General features: G+C 66.9%; 19 protein-coding genes and 1 pseudogene. 7 read left to right on the forward strand and 13 right to left on the reverse strand.

Annotation, left to right across the window (positions count from 1 at the left end; all coding sequences use genetic code 11):
• The first annotated feature begins 34 nt into the window (after positions 1 to 34).
• From F0357_RS16695 to F0357_RS16705, 3 genes are all read left to right on the forward strand, one after another.
• Positions 35 to 505 carry an endonuclease domain-containing protein gene (locus tag F0357_RS16695; protein WP_153484618.1) on the forward strand — a complete coding sequence of 157 codons (471 nt, stop codon included), beginning with the start codon at positions 35 to 37 and terminating at the stop codon, positions 503 to 505.
• 72 nt (positions 506 to 577) lie between these two features.
• Entirely contained in the window at positions 578 to 2032 is a 1455-nt protein-coding gene (hydA, locus tag F0357_RS16700) for a dihydropyrimidinase (RefSeq protein WP_153484621.1), read from the forward strand.
• A gap of 251 nt (positions 2033 to 2283) precedes the next feature.
• The gene (locus F0357_RS16705) at positions 2284 to 3522 is read left to right on the forward strand and encodes a M20 family metallo-hydrolase (protein ID WP_312861636.1); all 1239 of its coding nucleotides are present in this window, start codon (positions 2284 to 2286) and stop codon (positions 3520 to 3522) included.
• A gap of 27 nt (positions 3523 to 3549) precedes the next feature.
• Here the strand turns inward: F0357_RS16705 and F0357_RS16710 are convergent, their stop codons facing one another.
• The 3 genes from F0357_RS16710 to F0357_RS16720 form a co-directional block, all read right to left on the reverse strand.
• The gene (locus F0357_RS16710; protein ID WP_153484625.1) at positions 3550 to 3909 is read right to left on the reverse strand and encodes a hypothetical protein; all 360 of its coding nucleotides are present in this window, start codon (positions 3907 to 3909) and stop codon (positions 3550 to 3552) included.
• Positions 3897 to 4637 (reverse strand): histidine phosphatase family protein, encoded by a 741-nt coding sequence (locus F0357_RS16715; RefSeq protein ID WP_153484628.1) that lies wholly within the window; start codon positions 4635 to 4637, stop codon positions 3897 to 3899. Before F0357_RS16715 ends, F0357_RS16710 begins: the two co-directional genes overlap by 13 nt.
• A 290-nt stretch (positions 4638 to 4927) precedes the next feature.
• Entirely contained in the window at positions 4928 to 5512 is a 585-nt protein-coding gene (locus F0357_RS16720) for an invasion associated locus B family protein (protein ID WP_246161498.1), read from the reverse strand.
• A 359-nt stretch (positions 5513 to 5871) separates the two neighbouring features.
• Between F0357_RS16720 and rfbC the strand changes: the two are divergent.
• The 4 genes and pseudogenes from rfbC to rfbA all read left to right on the forward strand — a co-directional run bounded on the left by rfbC (position 5872) and on the right by rfbA (position 9307).
• Positions 5872 to 6440, forward strand: a pseudogene (gene rfbC, locus F0357_RS16725) (dTDP-4-dehydrorhamnose 3,5-epimerase).
• A 13-nt stretch (positions 6441 to 6453) separates the two neighbouring features.
• The gene (gene rfbB, locus F0357_RS16730; protein ID WP_153484630.1) at positions 6454 to 7515 is read left to right on the forward strand and encodes a dTDP-glucose 4,6-dehydratase; all 1062 of its coding nucleotides are present in this window, start codon (positions 6454 to 6456) and stop codon (positions 7513 to 7515) included.
• A gap of 5 nt (positions 7516 to 7520) precedes the next feature.
• A complete protein-coding gene (gene rfbD / locus F0357_RS16735; RefSeq protein WP_153484634.1) occupies positions 7521 to 8438 on the forward strand; it encodes a dTDP-4-dehydrorhamnose reductase in 918 nt (305 codons plus the stop codon).
• Positions 8435 to 9307 (forward strand): glucose-1-phosphate thymidylyltransferase RfbA, encoded by an 873-nt coding sequence (gene rfbA, locus F0357_RS16740; protein WP_153484637.1) that lies wholly within the window; start codon positions 8435 to 8437, stop codon positions 9305 to 9307. Before rfbD ends, rfbA begins: the two co-directional genes overlap by 4 nt.
• A gap of 36 nt (positions 9308 to 9343) precedes the next feature.
• On the opposite strand, the gene F0357_RS16745 is transcribed toward rfbA, so the two are convergent.
• The 10 genes from F0357_RS16745 to F0357_RS16790 all read right to left on the reverse strand — a co-directional run bounded on the left by F0357_RS16745 (position 9344) and on the right by F0357_RS16790 (position 19289).
• Positions 9344 to 11236 carry a glycosyltransferase family 2 protein gene (locus F0357_RS16745; protein WP_153484641.1) on the reverse strand — a complete coding sequence of 631 codons (1893 nt, stop codon included), beginning with the start codon at positions 11234 to 11236 and terminating at the stop codon, positions 9344 to 9346.
• 94 nt (positions 11237 to 11330) lie between these two features.
• A complete protein-coding gene (locus F0357_RS16750) occupies positions 11331 to 12788 on the reverse strand; it encodes a UbiA family prenyltransferase (RefSeq protein ID WP_153484645.1) in 1458 nt (485 codons plus the stop codon).
• A complete protein-coding gene (locus F0357_RS16755; protein ID WP_153484648.1) occupies positions 12788 to 13219 on the reverse strand; it encodes a GtrA family protein in 432 nt (143 codons plus the stop codon). Before F0357_RS16755 ends, F0357_RS16750 begins: the two co-directional genes overlap by 1 nt.
• Positions 13216 to 14502: an NAD(P)/FAD-dependent oxidoreductase gene (locus F0357_RS16760; protein WP_153484651.1), complete on the reverse strand. Its 1287-nt coding sequence runs from the start codon at positions 14500 to 14502 to the stop codon at positions 13216 to 13218. Before F0357_RS16760 ends, F0357_RS16755 begins: the two co-directional genes overlap by 4 nt.
• Before the next feature lie 101 nt (positions 14503 to 14603).
• Positions 14604 to 15251, reverse strand: coding sequence for a 5'-methylthioadenosine/S-adenosylhomocysteine nucleosidase (locus tag F0357_RS16765; protein ID WP_153484655.1), 648 nt, complete (start codon positions 15249 to 15251; stop codon positions 14604 to 14606).
• Between the two features lie 132 nt (positions 15252 to 15383).
• Positions 15384 to 16109 (reverse strand): SDR family oxidoreductase, encoded by a 726-nt coding sequence (locus tag F0357_RS16770; protein WP_153484658.1) that lies wholly within the window; start codon positions 16107 to 16109, stop codon positions 15384 to 15386.
• 11 nt (positions 16110 to 16120) lie between these two features.
• The gene (locus tag F0357_RS16775) at positions 16121 to 16894 is read right to left on the reverse strand and encodes an SDR family NAD(P)-dependent oxidoreductase (RefSeq protein ID WP_153484661.1); all 774 of its coding nucleotides are present in this window, start codon (positions 16892 to 16894) and stop codon (positions 16121 to 16123) included.
• Positions 16895 to 16936: 42 nt separating this feature from the next.
• The gene (locus F0357_RS16780; RefSeq protein WP_153484665.1) at positions 16937 to 18001 is read right to left on the reverse strand and encodes an ABC transporter ATP-binding protein; all 1065 of its coding nucleotides are present in this window, start codon (positions 17999 to 18001) and stop codon (positions 16937 to 16939) included.
• Positions 18002 to 18011: 10 nt separating this feature from the next.
• A complete protein-coding gene (locus F0357_RS16785) occupies positions 18012 to 19049 on the reverse strand; it encodes an NAD(P)-dependent alcohol dehydrogenase (protein WP_153484669.1) in 1038 nt (345 codons plus the stop codon).
• Positions 19050 to 19061: 12 nt separating this feature from the next.
• Positions 19062 to 19289, reverse strand: coding sequence for a DUF2160 family membrane protein (locus F0357_RS16790; protein ID WP_153484673.1), 228 nt, complete (start codon positions 19287 to 19289; stop codon positions 19062 to 19064).
• Between the last annotated feature and the right edge of the window lie 2 nt (positions 19290 to 19291).

Below are 19291 nucleotides of genomic sequence, written 5' to 3' on the forward strand. Positions count from 1 at the left end.
CGGGGTGGGGTAAGCCCGGAACGAGGTCGGAGCCATGGCCGGGTCAGACCCGCTCAGCCGCTTCAGACGCGATACCGCTCGGAAGCTCCGCCATGACGAGACCGAGGCGGAGCGGACGCTGTGGCGTGCACTCTCGAAGGTCCCGCTCGTGGGGTCGCATTTCCGGCGTCAGGTGGTCATCGGGCCCTTCATCGCGGATCTTGCCTGCTTGGCCGCGAAGCTTGTGATCGAAGTCGATGGAAGCCACCACAACGATGCCGATCAGGCGGACAAGGACGAAAGACGGACGAAATGGCTGGAAAGCCAAGGCTTCCGTGTCCTCCGCTTCCATAACCGTGAGGTCATGCTGGAGACGCCAGCGGTCCTCGAAACGATCTACTCCGCGCTCTATGGCGGTCCGCATGGCGAAGCGGCCCGCTTGAAACATCAGAGGCGCTCGAGCGCCGGCCTAACCCCACCCCGCCGCCCCGAGGGCGGCGACCCTCCCCCTGACAGGGGAGGGTGAAGGGGGGCGCGCTGTTCCCCTTCGCTCGTGGCGCGATGGCGCAAAAACGATCGGAATAAGGAGTACCATCCCATGAGCATCCTCATCCGCGGCGGCACCGTGGTGAATCACGATTGGTCGCGCCGGGCCGACGTCCTCGTCGAGGGCGGGTCGATCGTCGCCGTCGGGGCGAACCTCGAGGCGCCGGCCGGGGCCGAGGTGATCGACGCCGGCGGTGCCTACGTCATGCCCGGCGGCATCGATCCGCACACCCATCTCGACTTCATGTTCATGGGCAACGTGTCGGCCGACGATTTCGAGTGGGGCACCAAGGGCGCGCTCTCCGGCGGCACCACGATGGTCATCGATTTCTGCGTGCCCGGACCCGGCCAGTCGATGCTCGCCGCCTATCAGGATTGGCGCCGCAAGGCCGAGAACGCCGCCTCCGACTACGGCTTCCACATGGCCGTGACCTGGTGGGACAAGCAGGTCTACGACGAGATGGAGACCGTCGTCCGCACCTACGGCATCAACACCTTCAAGCACTTCCTCGCCTACAAGGGCGCCTTGATGGTGAACGACGACGAGCTGTTCCACTCGTTCTCGCGCTGCGCCGCGATCGGCGCGATGCCGCTCGTCCATGCCGAGAACGGCGACGTCGTGTTCCGCCTCCAGCAGCATTATCTGGAGACCGGCGTGACCGGCCCCGAGGGCCACGCTTATTCGCGCCCACCCGAGGTCGAGGGCGAGGCGACCAACCGCGCCATCATGATCGCCGATATGGCCGGCGTGCCGCTCTATGTGGTCCACACTTCCTGCCAGCCGGCCCACGAAGCGATCGCCCGCGCCCGCGCCGCCGGCAAGCGGGTCTACGGCGAGCCCTTGATCCAGCACCTCGTGCTCGATGCCGGGGAATATCTCAACAAGGACTGGGATTATGCGGCGCGGCGGGTGATGTCGCCGCCGTTCCGGCCGAGGGAGCACCAGGCGAGCCTGTGGGCCGGGCTGCAATCCGGCTCGCTCCAGGTGGTCGCGACCGACCATTGCGCCTTCACCACCGAGCAGAAGCGCATGGGGCTCACCGACTTCACCAAGATCCCGAACGGCACGGGCGGGCTCGAGGACCGCATGCCGGTTTTGTGGACGGCGGGCGTCAATACCGGGCGGCTGACGCGCGAGGAGTTCGTCGCCGCGACCTCGGCGAACATCGCCCGAATCCTCAACGTATATCCCAAGAAGGGCGCCATCGCGCCGGGCTCGGACGCCGACATCGTGATCTGGGACCCCGAGGCGACCAAGCGCATCTCGGCCAAGGATCAGGTCAGCCGCATCGATTACAACGTCTTCGAGGGCTACGAGGTGAAGGGACTGCCGGCAATCGTGCTGTCGCGCGGCAAGGTGGTGTGGATCGACAAGGATCTGCGCGCCGAGGCCGGCGACGGGCAATATGTGCCGCGCGATCCCTATCCGGCGGTCCACATCGCCAACGCTAAGTGGCGCGAGCTCAATATTCCCCGTAAGGTAGAGCGTGCCGATGTGACACCTTAGGTATAGGGGATGGCTTAATGCTGCGTGGCTGGATTATAGAAGCGTTAGTTGCCCTTGGCGGCTCGGGTACAGTAGTCGATGTGGCGAGGCACATATGGGAAAATCACGAGACAGAACTGCGTGCTTCAGGCGACCTTTTTTATAAGTGGCAGTATGAAATGCGATGGGTCGGGAGGAGTTTAGTTGAGGATAAGATTATTATAAAGCAGTCGAGGCCTCGCTTGTGGATCCTGAGGTAATAGGAGTTTAGAGTGCAGAACCTTCAGATCAACCCGCAGCGCCTGTGGGACATGCTGATGGAAACCGCCGCCTTCGGCGGCACGCCGAAGGGAGGCGTCTGCCGGCTGACGCTCACCGACCTCGACGCCAAGGTGCGCGATTGGTTCAAGGCCGAGTGCGAGAAGGTCGGCTGCACGGTGCGGATCGACGAGGTCGGCAACATGTTCGCCCTGCGGCCGGGCCGCCGGAATGACTTGCCGCCGATCGCGATGGGAAGCCACCTCGACACCCAGCCGACGGGCGGCAAGTTCGACGGCATCCTCGGCGTGCTCGGCGGGCTCGAGGTTTTGAAGACGCTCCACGATCTCGGCTACGAGACCAACGCGCCGGTCATGCTGGTCAACTGGACCAACGAGGAGGGCTCGCGCTTCGCCCCGGCGATGCTCGGCTCCGGCGTGTTCGCCGGCGTGTTCGACCGCGCCTATGCCGACAGCCGCGAGGACCGCAACGGCGTGAGCTTCAAGGACGCCATCGAGGCGATCGGCTATCGCGGCGAGGTGCCGGCCGGGGCCGTCGAGCTCGGCGCGATGTTCGAGCTCCACATCGAGCAGGGGCCGATCCTCGAGGCGGAGGGCAAGACGGTCGGCATCGTCAAGGGCGTGCAGGGCATGCGCTGGTACGAGGCGACGGTGATCGGCAAGGAGGCCCACACGGGCTCGACCCCGATGAACCTGCGCCGCGATGCCCTCGTCGGCACCGCGAAGCTGATCGAGGCGGTCAATGCCGTCGCGCTGGCCCATCCGGGGGCGGTCGGCACCGTGGGGCTCATCGAATCGAAGCCGAATTCGCGCAACGTGATCCCGGGCGAGGTGTTCTTCACCATCGATTTCCGCCATCCCGAGGCGCCGGTGCTCGACGTGCTCGAGGCGGATTTCGCCGCGGCGGTGGCGAAGATTGCCGAGGCGACCGGGCTCGAGATCACGTGGAAGCGGATCTGGGATTCGCCGCCGGTGGCGTTCCACCCCGATCTCATCGAGGCGGTGCGGGAGGGCGCAGCCGTCGCCGGTCTGCCGGCCCGCGAGATCGTCTCGGGTCCGGGCCACGATGCGGCCTATATCGCCCGGGTCTGCCCGACGACGATGATCTTCGTGCCTTCCAAGGACGGCATCAGCCACAACGAGGCGGAATCGACGACCTTCGACGAATGCGGGGCCGGCGCGCAGGTGCTGCTGAACGCCGTGCTGACCTACGACCGCCGGTTCGCTGCCTGATCGCGGGCCGCGGCGTGGCCGGATCGTTTAGGGGCAGCCCACCATATTGTTGGGCATCTTCACGCTCGGCGCGCAGGGCTTGATGGGCTTCAGCGGCGCCGGGGCAGGCTGCTGCTGGGGCGCCGGCGGCTTGTAGCCGGGCGTACCGGGGGAGGGCGGCTGCGGGGCGCCCGAGCGCGGGGATTTCGGCGTCACGCCGTAGCCCGGCGAGGGCGGCGGACCGCCATAGGTCGGGGCCGGCGACGAATAAGGCTGCACGACGAGCGGGTTGATCTGCACTTGCGCCGCGGCCGGGGTCGCCGCCGCGGCGAGCATCGCGGCGAGAGCCGAGACGCGGATGATGCGTCTCGGGCCTGCGGCCGCGCTGCGCGGGATCAGGGAATGCAATGCGCCTCCTTCGGCAGGCCCTCCGGCGTGTCCCAGTCGTTTTCGGGCAGGCCGGCGAATTTACCCGTATAAACTTGCTTCACGGCCCGGAACGACGTCGCCTTCCCGGTCGTCTGGTCGAAGTCCACCACCCAGAAATAATCATAGTTCGTCTCGGGCCAAGTGGTGGGAACGTCCTTAAAGGCGTCGAGGCCGAGCAACTGGCGCAGCGTGACCTTTTCGCCGGGAAATTCGTGCTCCAGCGCAGCGTCCGCGATGTGGCGATGTTCCCACATCAGGACGAGGGTTTTGCCGTTCCATTGCGGGTCGGAAAAGATCTGCGCCACGGCTTCGCGATTGTGCCGGTTGAGCTGGGCGTCCTCGCTGTACGGGCCTGTCTTCGGCGAGAACGGGAGGACCGAATAGGCGATCACCGGCTGACCCAAGGCATTGGCGAGCGGAACCGCGAATTCCAGGGTATGCAGCGTGATGACGAACACCGCTGCCGGCGTCTGACCATCTAGGATCGCGCGGCTTCGCGGCGACGACAGCGCCTGCGGACCGAGATATTGGTTCGCGATGGCGTGGGAGCGCAGGGCGCCTACCTTGCAGAGTTTGAAGGTGGTCTGCTTCTCCCCGTGGCGTACGATCACGATGCGCTTCGGCGCCGCGCTCGCCGGGGCGGCGACACCGCTGACGAGAATGGCGGCGGCTAGGGAAAAAGCGGACAACAGACGGTCGAGACGCATACGGAACCCCCATTCCGATCAGTGCGTGCGGCGTGACTTCCCTTCGAAAAGCCTCACCCCGGCACGCGCTCCAGCAGGATTGCCACAAGACCTTCCGCTCGCGCGCAAGGGCCAGGGCCACTTTTGGTGAAAGGAGAAGGCTCATCGCCGTCTCCTCGCGTCCAAATTGTACCTGCCGTACTCTGACAAATGGCGGGTCGTATTCGGGCGCGAACTTCACAACGACTGTGATCTAGTTTGGAAATTCGCGCCCCGTCAACGGAAGCCGGATTCAGCTTTTGTCTTCGGGATTATTTCGACAGCGCGGCGGTGCGGTTGAGCGCGGCGCCGAAGCCCTTGAGCGAGAGCGTGAAGGTAACCGGCTTGCTCGTGTCCGCGGCGACGGCGTTCAACTTCAACTGCTTGCCCTTGCGCAGATTGGCGATGGTCGCGGCGTCGAAGTTGATCTGGACGATGCAGCCGACCGGCAGGCAGGTCTGGAACGGCAGCGCCGCGCCCGGAGCGGCATCGTCGATCTGGAGCGTCACGCCGCTTGCGAGCGCGAGCCCGAACGGCATGGCGAGTACGCCGCGGGCGGCATCTTGGCTCGTCGTGGACAACTCGGCGGCAAGCACGCGCTGCTGGTTCTGCTGATTGACCTGAGTCTGGGAGAACACGCACCGCTTTTGCCCATCGGGCTCGATGCACATCACGTTCCAGTCGTCGTAGCTCTCCTGGAGTGACGAAGCGCCGCCCGGAAGGCTGCTCGGTGCGTCTGCCTTCTTGGCCGCGGTTGTGTTGGAAGTCTGGGCCGCGGCGGGCTGAGCCTGCGCGACGAGAAGGGCACCGACGACGGCGCTGGCGGCGAGCAGCATGTTCGGACGAAGCATGGACATATCGATCGGTTCCTCATGCGGATCCCGCCCCAAACGGCGATCCGCGGCTGGATGGTTCCGGAGCGTATGCCTTTTGGGCGAGGGCTCGGCGTCGAGGGGCCGAACGGTGTCGCTTGAAGATCGCACGCCCGAGGAGACGGCTTCACGAAGGCCACCCGTTCGGGCGCCCCGCTGCTGCTCATACAAAAAGCGCGGGCCCGTTCCAATGCTTATCCACGGGGCCGTGCAACCGGGCCGATGCAATGCACGGTCACGCGGCACCCGCGAGGCCCTACCCCCGCGCGGGGCTTGTCCACGTCCCGCCGATCCTCTACGGAGACCCATCCACCGTCGCCGAAGCCGGTGCAAAGGAGTGTGCGATGGACGTGCGTACGTTCGCGATTCCGGACCTGAAGCTCGTCATTCCGAAGCGGCACGGGGATGCACGCGGCTTCTTTGTCGAGCTTTGGACGGACCGCCGCTTCCGCGAACAGGTGGCCGATATCGGGTTCGTGCAGGACAATCTGTCCCGGTCGGCGGAGACGGGGACCATTCGCGGCCTGCATTTCCAGAAGGCGCCCCATGCCCAGGGCAAGCTGGTGCAGTGCCTTCGCGGTGCGGTTCTCGACGTGGTCGTGGATATCCGTATCGGCTCGCCCACCTATCGCCAGCACGTCGCGGTGCGGCTCGATGCGGCAGAGGGGCCCAGCTTTGGGTGCCGCCGGGCTTCCTGCACGGGTTCTGCACGCTGGAACCCGATTGCGAGGTCGCCTACAAGGTGACGGACTATTACAGTCCGGCGGACGACGGCGCGGTGATCTGGTCGGACCCCGACCTCGGCATCGATTGGCCCGTCGAGCCGGGCAAGGCGGTGGTGTCGGACAAGGACGGCCGCGCGCCGCGGCTCGCCGAGCTGCCGCCGATCTTCCACTACGAGGCTCGCGCCTGAGCGGACATTTCTGATGCGCATCATCGTCACCGGCGGAGCCGGATTCATCGGATCGGCGCTCTGCCGTCATCTCGCGCGCGAGACCGAGGCCGAGATCGTCAATGTCGACAAGCTCACCTACGCGGGCAATCTCGCGTCGCTGACCGAGATCGGCAACCATCCGCGCTACCGCTTCGTGAAGGAGGACATCTGCGATTACGGCGCGATGGCTTCCCTGATCGAGGAGGTGAAGCCGGACGGGATCATGCATCTCGCCGCCGAGAGCCACGTCGATCGCTCCATCGCCGGCTCGAAGGCGTTCGTCGAGACCAACGTGCTCGGCACCCATGCGCTTCTCGAGGGTGCGCGGCGCTATTGGTCGGGGCTGTCCGGTCCGGCGAAGGAGAATTTCCGCTTCCTCCACGTCTCGACCGACGAGGTCTACGGTTCGCTCGGCCCCGACGGTCTCTTCACCGAGACGACGCCCTACGATCCGTCCTCGCCTTATTCCGCCTCGAAGGCGGCTTCAGACCATCTCGCGATCGCCTGGCAGCGCACCTACGGCCTGCCGGTCGTGGTCTCGAACTGCTCGAACAATTACGGGCCTTATCACTTCCCCGAGAAGCTGATCCCGCTCGTCATCCTCAACGCGCTCGACGGCAAGCCGCTGCCCGTCTACGGCGACGGCAGCAATGTCCGCGACTGGCTCTATGTCGAGGACCACGCCCGCGCCTTGCATCTGATCCTGTCGAAGGGACGGCCCGGCGAGACCTACAATGTCGGCGGGCGCAACGAGCGCTCCAACATCGAGGTGGTGCGCACCATCTGCGCCACCCTCGATCGGCTGCGGCCGACCGGCGCGCCGCACGACCGGCTCATCACCTTCGTCACCGACCGTCCGGGCCACGATCACCGCTACGCGATCGATGCGACGAAGCTCGAGACCGAGCTCGGCTGGCGGGCGCGGGAGACCTTTGAGACCGGCTTGGCGCGGACCGTGCGCTGGTATCTCGACAACGAATGGTGGTGGCGGCCCTTGCGGGACGGTGTCTATGGCGGCGAGCGCCTCGGCCTCGTCGGCACGGCGCGCGGATGAGCCCGATGCGGATCGTCGTCACAGGTCGCGAAGGGCAGGTGGCGCAGGCGCTTGCCGCGGCAGCGCCGGACGAGGTCGTGCTCGTCGGCCGTCCCGACCTCGACCTCGAACGGCCTGAGACCATCGCCGCGGTGATCGCCGCGGCCCGGCCCGATGTGGTCGTGAGCGCGGCGGCCTATACGGCGGTCGATCAGGCCGAGAGCGACCGCGAAAGCGCCTTTGCCGTGAATGAGACGGGCGCAGGGGCGGTCGCCGCCGCCGCCCGCGCGCTCGGCGTGCCGGTCGTGCACGTCTCCACGGATTACGTCTTTCCCGGCACCCAGGCCGAACCTTACCGGGAGAGCGATGCCGTCGGGCCGGTGTCGGTCTACGGCCTTTCGAAGGAAGCGGGGGAGCGGGCCGTCGCCGCCGCGAACCCGGACCATGCGATCCTACGCACGGCCTGGGTCTATGCCCCCTACGGCAAGAATTTCGTCCGCACCATGCTGCGCCTCGCCGAGACACGGGATGCGGTGCGCGTGGTCGCCGATCAGGAGGGGGCGCCGAGCTATGCGCCGGACCTCGCCACGGCGATCCTGGCGGTCGCCCGCAATCTGGTCGCGCGGCCGGATGAGCCCGCCTTGCGCGGCATCTTCCACATGACGAACGCCGGCGAGACGACGTGGGCGGGCTTCGCCGAGGCGATCTTCGCCGGCTCGGCCGCGCGCGGTGGCCCGAAGGCCGCCGTCGAGCCCATCCCGACCAGCGACTATCCGACACCGGCACGCCGCCCGGCGCAGTCCCGCCTCGATTGTTCGAAGCTCGCCGCCGCCCATGGCGTCGTGCTGCCGGACTGGCGCGATGCGCTGTCGCGCTGCCTCGACCGGCTCCTCCCCGCCGCGGCGGCCGAGGCGCCTAAGACCTCTCGGGAGACCCGTTCATGAAGGGCATCATCCTCGCCGGCGGCAGCGGCACACGGCTCCACCCGCTGACGCTCGTGACCTCCAAGCAGTTGATGCCGGTCTACGACAAGCCGATGATCTATTATCCGCTGAGCGTTCTGATGCTCGCGGGGATCAAAGAGATCCTGATCATCTCGACGCCGCGCGACCTGCCGCAATTCCGCAATCTACTCGGCGACGGCAGCCACTGGGGCGTCGAATTCACCTATGCCGAGCAGCCCAAGCCCGAGGGTCTCGCCCAAGCCTACATCATCGGCGCGGACTTCGTGGGCAGGGAAGCGTCGGCGCTGATCCTCGGCGACAACATCTTCTACGGCCACGGTCTGCCCGAGCTCTTGGAGCCCGCGGCGGCGCGCCCGCATGGCGCGACGGTGTTCGCTTATTACGTGGACGATCCCGAGCGCTACGGCGTGGTCGAGTTCGATGCGGCCGGCAAGGCGCTGTCGATCGAAGAGAAGCCGGCGAAGCCGCGGTCCAACTATGCCGTGACCGGCCTTTATTTCTACGACAAGGACGTCGTCGACATCGCGGCGAACCTGAAGCCGTCGCCCCGCGGCGAACTCGAGATCACCGACGTGAACCGCGTCTATCTCGAGCGCGGCGATCTCGCGGTGGAGCGCATGGGCCGCGGCTATGCTTGGCTCGACACCGGCACCCACGACAGCCTCACCGATGCCGCAACCTTCGTGCGCACGCTCGAGAAGCGGCAGGGCCTCAAGATCGCCTGCCCCGAAGAGATCGCCTACAATCTCGGGCTCATCGGCCACGACCAGTTCGTCAAGCTTGCCGAGGACCTCGGCAAGAGCGAGTACGGCAAATATCTGATGCGCATCGCCCGCGAGCGGCGATGAGGCCGTCGTTCCGGCCGGCCTCAGGAGCCGTTCCGCTCAGGACCGCTCGTCCGTGCGGTCCCGCCCTCGCGGCGGCCACGCCAGCGAGAAGTCTTCTCGCTCCAGCGTGAGGTTCGGATTGTAGGCCGGATCGTTGGCGAGCAGTGCGCCCCAGCGGCGCTGCATATAGGCGAACTCCGCGCGGAACCGTGTGAGCTTCACCGGATCGTCCTCGAGACCTCGGGTCGCCGACTCGTGATGATAGAGCTCGGCATAGGGCGTCCAGACGTTGCGGTAGCCGCGCTCGCGCAGCCGCAGGCAGAAATCGACATCGTTGTAAGCGATCTTGAGGTTCGTCTCGTCGAGCCCGCCGACCGCTTCGTAGAGCTCTTTGCGAACGACGAGGCAGGCGGCTGTCACGGCGCTGAGGGCTTGGCGGAGCACCGCGCGGCCGAGATAGCCCCTGTCGCCGCGCCGGAGGAAACGGAACGCGTGCCCGGCGACCCCGCCGATGCCGAGAACGATGCCGCCGTGCTGCAACCGGTCGTCGGGATACCATAGGGCGGCGCCGACCGCGCCCGTCTCTGGCCGCACCGCGAGCGAGACCATCTCGTCGAGCCAATCGGGTGAGATTACCTCGATGTCGTTGTTGACGAGCGCGAGGACGCTGCCGCGTGCCAGTCGGGCCGCCGCGTTGTTGAGGGCGGCGTAATCGAACGGTCGTTCGTCGCGGACGACGCGCACCCGCGGATCGGTCTCCATCTGCCGGAGATAGTTCAGCGTTTCAGGATCGTCCGAGCCGTTGTCGACAACGAGGATCTCGAACGCGGGATAGGTCGTCTTCTCGAGGATCGAGGCGAGGCAGCGGGTGAGGAGGGCGAGCCCGTTCCGCGTCGGGATGAGGATCGTCACGAGGGGCGGGGGGACGGGTAGGGAGTAGCGGATGCGGGTACCGCCCTGCGCATCCGCGGCGGCGTCGGCCGCCGCGCCGGTCCGCGTGAGATGTTCGCGCAGCGCTGCCAGGGCGAGATCCGTGTCCTGGGGGATTGGCGGGCCGAGGCGGTGGTAGAGCACCTCGGCGACGTGGACGATCGCCGCGCTTGGCAGACCTTCCAGGAAGCGGAGCGTGAGATCGAACCCATGTGCCCCCTCGAAGGCGGGCCGGAAGCCGCCGAGCGAGCGAACCCGGGACAGGGCATAGGCTGCGACCTGGCCGAGGCCGCCGCGGGCGAGAAAGAACTCCGGATTCCAGTCCGGCTTGAAGGCGGGAGCGGTGCGGCGCCCGTCTGGGCCGAGGACGTCCTCATCGGAATAGAGAAGGGCCGCTTCGCGGTTGCCGACCGCGCTGCGGGCGAGCGCGAGAAGGGCGTCCGGGGCGAGGAGATCACCGGGATCGAGCGCGATCAGCCAATCGCCGCCGAGCCGCGTGAGTGCACGGTTCAAGGCATCGCCGATGCGCGGCGTCGCGCCGTCGAGGACGGTGATGCGCGGGTCCGCGGCCACGTCGGCCTCGTTGGCGGCCTCCCCAACCCAGGCGACCACGAGCTGCCAATGGGGATAGGTCTGATCGCGCACGGCGCGAAGGCTCGCCTCGAAGGCCGGGGCGCGGTCGTCGCTACACCAGAGGACGACGGCGAAGCGCGGCGGCTCGGCCCACGCCGCGATCTCTCTCGATGCGGCCTCCGGCGTGGTCGGGTGCTCGTAGAGCCCGAGCCAAGTGGTGTAATCGTCCTTGAACACCGCCCACCCATCGGGCGTGACGACCATGGCGCGGGCGAGGGCCTCGGTGCGCCGGATGAGGGCCGCGACGCCCTCGCGCCGCAGGATGCGGGCCACTTTGGCAGCGGACCGCACCAGGCCGCCTTCGTGGCGGACCATGCCCGGAAGCCGCCGAAGGGTCTTGCCGCCTTGCGTCAGCTTGGTGCGGATGCGTCGGCAGAGGCGGTTCAAGACGGCAGGCTCCGGTTTGCCAAGCGGTGCCGGCCACGGGTGGGCGTGCCGACCGGAACCGGATGGCTCGTCATCTCCCCTCGGCGGGCTCGGATCAAGCCGAAAAGACGACGACGGCGATGCCCGCAGCCGCCGTGAGCAGGCTCACCTTGTCGGTGGTGGCGAAGACGACGGGGTCTTCGTGCATCTGGCCGCGATTGCAGAGGATCAGGATGCGGCTGATCCAATAAAGCACGATCGGGCAGAGCAGCCACAGCCGGTTCGGATGCTCGTAGAGCGCCCGGACCTCGGGGCTGTTCAGATAGAGTGCCACCACCGCGACCGCGCCATATCCCGCCGCGACGCCGAGCGGCAGCATCACCCGCAGATCCTCGAAATGATAACCGCGGCCGGGCGGCGGCTCCTTGCCTGCCTTCTGCCGGTCGATCAATTCCGAGCAGCGTTTCACCGCGGCGAGGCTCAAGAACAGGAACAGCGAGAACATCATCAGCCACGGCGACCACGCCATGGAGAGCGCCGCCACACCGCCGAAGACGCGGATCGTGTAGAGCCCGGCGAGGGTGATGACGTCGACCAGCACGCGCCGTTTCAGGATCAGCGAATAGACGATGGTCGAGGCATAATAGAGCGCCAGGATCACCGCGAAGCGCGGCGGCAGCAGCAGTGCGGTCAGGAAGGCGGCTGCGGCGAGGGCCGGCACCATGGCGACCCCGTGGAGCACCGGAACGTCGCCGGCCGCGAACGGGCGGCGGCTCTTGGTGCGGTGTTCGCGGTCGGCCGGCAGATCGAGCAGGTCGTTCAGGATATAGGCGCTCGAGGCCGCGAGGCTGAAGCAGACGAAGGCGAGCAGGGCTGCGAGAACGTCTTCGAGCGTGAAGCGATGGCTTGCCAGGAGGGGGAGAAAGACGAGGACGTTCTTCGCCCATTGATGGACGCGCAGCGCCTTCACGTAGCGCCGGAGCTGGGTGCGTGGCCGCGCCAGCACCTCGGCGTCGGGAAGGGCGCGCAGCACGCGGGATTCGAAGGCCGAGGTCTCGGCGACGACGATCGCCCGGCGCGCCTTGCGCCAGACCGGGATATCGACGTCTTGATTGCCGACATAATCGAAGCCGCCGGCGCCGAAGGCCGCTTCCAGGGCCGCCGCCTTGCGGTCGCCTTCGAGGTTGGTCGCGGCGTCCGTCGCAAAGACGCCGGCGAGCGGACCGATCGCGTCGGCGATCGCCTGAACCCACCGGCGTTCCGAGGCGGAGGCGAGGAACACCGGGCGGCCTTGCGCCTTGGCCTCGGCGATCAGTTCGACCACCTCGTGGCGGAGCGGGATGGTGTGGCCGTTGACCTCGATCCGATCGGCGAGGGCGGTCTTGAGGTGGGCCTTGCCGTTCGAGAGCCAGAGCGGCAGGCGGTGGACCTGCAACGGGTGCTTGGCGACGAACTGGAGCGCCGATTCGTAGAGAAGATCGGTCTTGATGAGCGTTCCGTCGACATCGATGACGAGTGGAACGGGATCAGCGTCAGCGTTCAGTGCGTCGGGCGACAGGGCGATGGACGTCATTACAGGGCGCCCTTCACGCGATCGACTTCCGCCGGCTTGCTGCCGAACGAGAAGTGCTTGTGGGCGTAGTAGCTCGTCAGAACGGGGCTTGCGACGCCGATGACGTGGGCGATCGTCTCCGCGTGCCAAGTGAAGCCGAGGTAAGGGAACACATAGAGCGCAAGTCCGATGCTGACGAGCCAGACCTGGGCGAAGGCGACGGCATTGACGAGGGCAAAGCGACCGAACTCGCCGCCGACATGGCGTCCGGACGCGTCGAACACGAAGCGTCGGGCGAGCAGGAAGGCCGTCGTCATCCCGAACAGGTAGGCGACCGCCACCGCGGCCTCGTAATTCATGACCTGCGACAGCAGGATGCGCGACAGGACGTTCACGCCGGCCGCCAACCCGCCCGTCACGAGGAAGATCAGAAGGCGTTTTCCGTCATTCATGCCACAAGCGCTCTCTTCGCCATGATGCGTCCGAGCCGAACGCTTTCCGCGATGCCGCGGTCTTCCGGATAATAGAAGCAGGTATCGGCGATCTGGAGGCCGGCGATCGGCGTCTCGACCGGCGGGATCTTCGCCGCGAACCCGGGTTCGCAGACGGGCTGGGCGTAGCGGAGCCGGCCGACATGGGTGGCGAGGATATCCGCCTGCGTCAAAGCCGGATTGAGCCGTCGGATATAGGTGAACGCCTCGTCGATCAGGGCCTGATCGCTCCAGCCGAACTTCGGATGCGTTGTCGGCATATAATAGGGCACGTAGACGACGGTCTCCTGCGTCGGGCGCAGGTTTGAAAATTCGATGATGCCGGGGATCTCGATCCCTGGATCCGAGATGTTGACCCAGAAGTGCGGGGTCACCGAGCGCTTCAGCTTGAACAGCAGGCAGCAGACGCCGACATTCTTGATGGCATCGTATTGCGCCCTGGAGCGCGCCGGCAGGTCTGGCACGAGATCGGAGACGAACGGCGTCGGCACCGTCGAGATTACCGCGTCGGCCGGCACGAAGCCGGACGGGGTTTCCACGCCCGTCACCCGGCCCTCGGCAACCACCACCCGGTTGGCCGGGCTTCCGACGCGCACCGCGCCGCCTTTCGTTTCGATCGCGCGAACGAGCGCATCGACGAGTGTCTGCGAGCCGCCGTCGATGTAGCCGAGCTCCTCCTGGAACAACGACCGGCGCGAGCGGCCCACGCGCTTGATGCGGGTCCACACCCAGGCGGCAGAGATATCGTCCGCATATTCGTAGAATTTGAGCCGGAACAGCGGTTCCCACAGACGCTTATAGACGTCGCGCCCGCACCAGCGTGTGATCCAGTCCTTCGCGGAGGTCTTTTCGAGCGCATCCCAGCGCTCGCGTCGGGTCGAGACGAAGGCGAGGAGGCCGTAGCGTAGCTTTCCGAGGAAATCGAGTTCGGAAAAGCGCAGGAGCGAGAGGGGATCGCCCCACGGATGCAGGGCGTTGCCGATGAAATAACCCATCGACGTCGGGGTCCACCGCATGCTGGCGCCGAGGCCGAGCTCTTCCAGCAGATCGAAGGTCGGCTGATCGGCCTTGCAGACGAAATGATAGAAGCGCTCGATCGACAGCCCGTCGAAATCGAAGTGCGCGGCCATTCCGCCCGCGACGGGGCCGGCCTCGAGGACGACGACCTCATGCCCGCCTTTGACCGCTTCGTAGCTGGCTGCAAGGCCCATGGCTCCGGCGCCGATGACGACGACACGCCCCATTCCCGATCCCCGTGCACCAAATCACGGCGTCAACTGAGCCGTGCCGCCCCCGCCTCGCCGTCTAGCACTGTTCCGGCCTTCGGCAAACCCTCACAAAGGCTTCAAACCGTGAAGGTTCCGTGACTGGCCTGCGCGGCGAGAAGATCGATCGCCATGGCGAGTTTCTCGTCGATGATCGCCAGATATTCGGTCCAGTCCTCGAGGGTGGCGACATCGGTGCGGCCGTCGCTGATCCCACGCAGACCGACGAGCGGGATACCAAAGAGCTGTGCGGCCCGCAGGACGGCGAAGCTCTCCATATCGACCATGTCGGCCGTGATGGAATCGTAGGCCGCGCCGGACACGACGGACGCGCCCGTCGCGAGGCTCGCCGCCGCCACGCCCTCGATGCGGTGGGGCAGCACGACGGTCGCCGGAAGGCCGAGGAAGGGCGTCACGCCCTTCTCGAAGCCGAACGCGGAGGCATCCATGTCGCGGTAGCTTATGCTCGCTGCCTGATAAATCCCGCAGTGGTCGAGATTGCGCGAGCCCGCCGAGCCGAGTGAGCAGACGAGGTGGGGCCGACGTCCGGTGTGAGCGAGCGTGCCGAGCGCGGCGGTCGTGACGGTCGCCGCCTCCACCGGGCCGACACCGCAGACGAGCGGATCGATCCGGGCGCGCAGATGGGCGCCATATTCCTGTTCCGTCGCCATGACGAAGAGGACGTCGAGACCTCCGATCGAGGTCACGTGGCGGCTGTAATCGCGCATCTTGAAGCTTCCCGGCGGCAAGTCGCGGCCGGAACGGCCGGCCCGGCTCGATCCTACGGGTCGACGCGCTTAAGGGAACCCCCGCTCCGTACGGGCGGGCAAATCGGCTGTGGTCGGCGGGGGTTTAACGCCTCAATCGGTCATGAAGCCGCCGTCGACCGGCATCGCGACCCCATTCACCATCGAGGCCCCGTCGGAGAGGAGGTAAAGGACGACGTCGGCGATCTCCTCCGGCGCCGCGAAATGGCCGAGCGGAATGCGCGATAGCATGCCGGCGGATTTCGCCGGATCGCTCCACGCTTTCACCGCCATCGGCGTCAGCGTCACCGTCGGATTGACGGCGTTGACGCGGATGCCCTGGCGGCCGAGCTCATTGGCCATCACCCGGGTCATCGCATCGAGGGCGCCCTTCGAGGCGCAATAAGCGGCGTGGTCGGCAAAGCCGATGAACGAGGCTACGGACGAAACATTAACGATGGCGCCGGGAAGACCGCGCGCGATGCGCTCGCGGGCATATTCCTGGGCGAGGACCATCGGTGCGCGCACATTGACGGCATAGAGGAAATCGAAGGTCTCCTCGGTCACGTCGACGAAAGCATCGAGCGCGGTCGTGCCGGCATTGTTGACGAGATAATCGACGGGCAGGGCGTCGCGTGCCGCCTTGCGGGTTGCGGCCGCGTCGGACAGATCCACCACGATCGACCGGCAGCCGATCTCCGCCTCGAGGCTTTCGAGATCGCCGGCGGTGCGGGTCACGGCGACGACGGAGGCGCCGCGTGCCGCCGCCGCCTTCGCGATCGCCCGGCCGATGCCTTTGCCGGCGCCGGTCACGAGCACGGTCTTGCCGCTGAGGTCCATGAACGCTCTCCCTACCAGCAGGTGAAGCCGCCATCGGCGACGACCACGGCGCCCGTCATCAGGCTCGCGGCATCGGAGGCGAGGAAATGCACGACGGAGGCGATCTCGTCGGGCTGGCCGAGGCGGCCCATCGGAGTGTCGCGCAGCCACACGTCGAGCATGCCCGGCGTGTTCTTGGCGTAGATCGTGAGGGGCGTCTCGATATAGGTCGGCGCCACCGCATTGACGCGCACGCCGCGACCCGCCCATTCGGCGGCGAGCGAGCGGGTGAGATGGTGCACCGCCGCCTTCGAGGCGTTGTAATGGGTCTGCATCTGCGGGCGGTTGACGATGAGGCCCGAGATCGAACCGATGTTCACGATCGCGCCGCGGCCCGCCGCCAGCATGTGCCGGCCGAAAGCACGATTGCACCAGAAGACGCCGTTGTAGTTGACGCCGTTGACGCGCAGCCAGTCCTCGTCCGAGGTGTCCTCGGCGCCCGCTCCCGCGCCGCCGATCCCCGCATTGGCGACCAGGATGTCGATCCGGCCGTGCCGTTCGGCAAGGGCGTCGGCGGCCGCGGTCACGGCCTTCGAGTCGGTCACGTCGAGCCCGATCGCCTCAGCCGCATAGCCCTTCGCGGTGAGAGCGGCCTGGCCGTCTTCCGCGGCCTCGGGATTGACATCGGCGATCACGATATGGGCACCGGCTTCGCCGAGCGCTTCGGCGCAGGCCAGCCCGATGCCGCGGCCCCCGCCCGTCACGACGGCAATCCGGCCGTCGAGCCTGAGCTTGTCGAGATACATGGGATTTTATCCTCCCGTCCGCATGGGCTGATTGTGGTCGCGTCAGAGCCGCCGGCCGCTCGCCTTGTCGAAGAGATGGGTCGTCGCCGGATCGGGGCGGATGCCGAGCGTCGAGCCCGGTGGCACGGCGATGCGCTCGCGAAATACGCCGACGATGTCGGTCTGGCCGAGCTTCATGAACACCTGCGTCTCCGAGCCGGTCGGCTCCAACACCGATACGGTGGCGCCGATCCCGTCCGGATCGAGCGCGAGGTGTTCGGGGCGGATGCCATAGACGACGGCTTGACCGTCGCGGGCTTCCGCGGGCGCGCCGGCCAAGGGCAGGCGCAGGCCGTCCTCGGTGACGAAGTGCGCGCCGCCCTCGAGCGAGAGCCGGCCATCGATGAAGTTCATCGCCGGCGAGCCGATGAAGCCTGCGACGAACAGGTTCGCCGGCTGATCGTAGAGGTCGAGCGGGGCGCCGATCTGCTCGACGATGCCGTCGTGCATCACGACGATCTTGTCGGCCATCGTCATCGCTTCGATCTGGTCGTGGGTGACGTAGATCGTCGTCGTCTTGAGCCGCTGGTGCAGTTCCTTGATCTCGACCCGCATCTGCACCCGGAGCTTGGCGTCGAGGTTCGAGAGCGGCTCATCGAACAGGAAGACCTGCGGATCGCGCACGATGGCGCGGCCCATGGCGACACGCTGGCGCTGGCCGCCGGAGAGCTGGCGCGGATAGCGGTCGAGCAGCTTGTCGAGTGCCAGGATGGAGGCGGCGCGCTTCACCTTCGCCTCGATCTCGGGCTTCGGCGTGCCCTTGAGGCGGAGCGAGAAGCTCATATTGTCCGCGACGTTCATATGCGGATAGAGCGCGTAGTTCTGGAACACCATGGCGATGTCCCGCTCCTTCGGCGGCTTGTCGTTGACGACTTTGCCGCCGATCGCGACCGTGCCCGAGGAGATCTCCTCGAGGCCTGCGATCATGCGAAGAAGCGTCGACTTCCCGCATCCCGACGGGCCGACCAGGATGACGAACTCGCCGTCCGCGATGTCGAACGAGACGCCGTGGATAACCTCGACCGAGGCGTAGCGCTTCTTGACGTCCTTGATGGTGACGGGGGCCATGGCGCTCTCTTTAATCCGGCATCGCGATCTGGACCTTCACCTCGCCGCGCGGCGCGGCGGCGGCGAAATCGAAGGCTTCGATGCTGTCGGCGAAGGGGAAGGTGCGGGTGATCAGCGGCGCGACATCGATCGCGCCGCTCGCGAGCATCGCCACGCAGCGGGGAAAGACGTGGGCATACCGGAACACGTGTTCGACGCGCGCCTCCTTGATCTGGCCGGCGGCGACGTCGTAGCGGATCGGCTCCAGCGGAATGCCGACATAGACCACGACGCCGCCGGGGCAGAGCGTTGCGAACACGTCCGCGGCGGCCTTGGCGTTGCCGGAACATTCGAGGACGATATCCGCGCCCCAGCCGTCCGTCTCCGCCATCACCGCCTCGGCCAGGGACCGTTCTCCCACGTTGACGGGCGTGACGGCGCCGAGCTTGGCGGCGATGGCGAGCTTGGCGTCGTCGATGTCCGAGACGATCACCCGCGCGCAGCCCGCGGCGAGCGCCGCGAGCACGGTGACGAGGCCGATCGGGCCGGCGCCGATGACGACCGCGACGTCTCCCGGCTTCACCCGCGCCTTGGTAACGGCGTGGACGCCGACGGCGAGCGGCTCGACCATGGCCGCGGCCGCGAAGGAGACATTGTCCGGGAGCTTGAAGGTGAAGTCGGCCGGATGGACGACCGAGGGGCGCAGCACGCCGTGGATGGGCGGCGTCGCCCAGAAGCGGACGGCGGGATCGAGATTGTAGAGCCCGAGGCGGGTGGCGCGACCGGCCGGATCGGGCAGGCCGGGTTCCATGCAGACGCGGTCGCCGATGCGAAATTCCCGCACGTCGGCCCCGACCTCGGTGACGATTCCGGCCGCCTCGTGGCCGAGGATCATCGGCGCACGGACGACGAACGGTCCGATGCCGCCGTGGGTGTAATAATGGACGTCGCTACCGCAGATGCCGACCACTTTCGGCGCGATCCGCACGTCGCGGGGCCCGAGCGTCTCCTCGATCGGAAAATCGCGGAGTGCCAGACGGCCTTTCTCTTCGAGTACGAGAGCTTGCATGAGCACGCAATCCTAGCCCCGGGCGACGATGAACGCGCCGAGGATGACGGACAGAACGGTTCCGACGGTGAGCGGGATGCTCGCCTCGAGAAACCGCATCCAGAGGAGGTTAATCGCCACGAAGACGATGACGGCGATGAAGACGCGATCGAAGGCGTTGGTGTGGATCGGCAGGAAGCCCTGACGCGCTGGGCGCGGCTGCGGGAGATCGAGCGGCTCGGTTTCGACGGGATCGGACATCG

Source organism: Segnochrobactrum spirostomi (assembly GCF_009600605.1).
GTDB lineage: Bacteria > Pseudomonadota > Alphaproteobacteria > Rhizobiales > Segnochrobactraceae > Segnochrobactrum > Segnochrobactrum spirostomi.

Excerpts from the sequence above, each read along its gene's own strand:
- F0357_RS16695 (WP_153484618.1), top strand. The coding sequence starts at position 35 with ATGGCCGGGTCAGACCCGCTCAGCCGCTTCAGACGCGATACCGCTCGG.
- hydA (WP_153484621.1), top strand. The coding sequence starts at position 578 with ATGAGCATCCTCATCCGCGGCGGCACCGTGGTGAATCACGATTGGTCG.
- F0357_RS16715 (WP_153484628.1), bottom strand. The coding sequence starts at position 4,637 with ATGCGTCTCGACCGTCTGTTGTCCGCTTTTTCCCTAGCCGCCGCCATT.
- F0357_RS16720 (WP_246161498.1), bottom strand. The coding sequence starts at position 5,512 with ATGTCCATGCTTCGTCCGAACATGCTGCTCGCCGCCAGCGCCGTCGTC.
- rfbB (WP_153484630.1), top strand. The coding sequence starts at position 6,454 with ATGCGCATCATCGTCACCGGCGGAGCCGGATTCATCGGATCGGCGCTC.
- rfbD (WP_153484634.1), top strand. The coding sequence starts at position 7,521 with ATGCGGATCGTCGTCACAGGTCGCGAAGGGCAGGTGGCGCAGGCGCTT.
- rfbA (WP_153484637.1), top strand. The coding sequence starts at position 8,435 with ATGAAGGGCATCATCCTCGCCGGCGGCAGCGGCACACGGCTCCACCCG.
- F0357_RS16750 (WP_153484645.1), bottom strand. The coding sequence starts at position 12,788 with ATGACGTCCATCGCCCTGTCGCCCGACGCACTGAACGCTGACGCTGAT.
- F0357_RS16755 (WP_153484648.1), bottom strand. The coding sequence starts at position 13,219 with ATGAATGACGGAAAACGCCTTCTGATCTTCCTCGTGACGGGCGGGTTG.
- F0357_RS16760 (WP_153484651.1), bottom strand. The coding sequence starts at position 14,502 with ATGGGGCGTGTCGTCGTCATCGGCGCCGGAGCCATGGGCCTTGCAGCC.
- F0357_RS16765 (WP_153484655.1), bottom strand. The coding sequence starts at position 15,251 with ATGCGCGATTACAGCCGCCACGTGACCTCGATCGGAGGTCTCGACGTC.
- F0357_RS16770 (WP_153484658.1), bottom strand. The coding sequence starts at position 16,109 with ATGGACCTCAGCGGCAAGACCGTGCTCGTGACCGGCGCCGGCAAAGGC.
- F0357_RS16775 (WP_153484661.1), bottom strand. The coding sequence starts at position 16,894 with ATGTATCTCGACAAGCTCAGGCTCGACGGCCGGATTGCCGTCGTGACG.
- F0357_RS16780 (WP_153484665.1), bottom strand. The coding sequence starts at position 18,001 with ATGGCCCCCGTCACCATCAAGGACGTCAAGAAGCGCTACGCCTCGGTC.
- F0357_RS16785 (WP_153484669.1), bottom strand. The coding sequence starts at position 19,049 with ATGCAAGCTCTCGTACTCGAAGAGAAAGGCCGTCTGGCACTCCGCGAT.
- F0357_RS16790 (WP_153484673.1), bottom strand. The coding sequence starts at position 19,289 with ATGTCCGATCCCGTCGAAACCGAGCCGCTCGATCTCCCGCAGCCGCGC.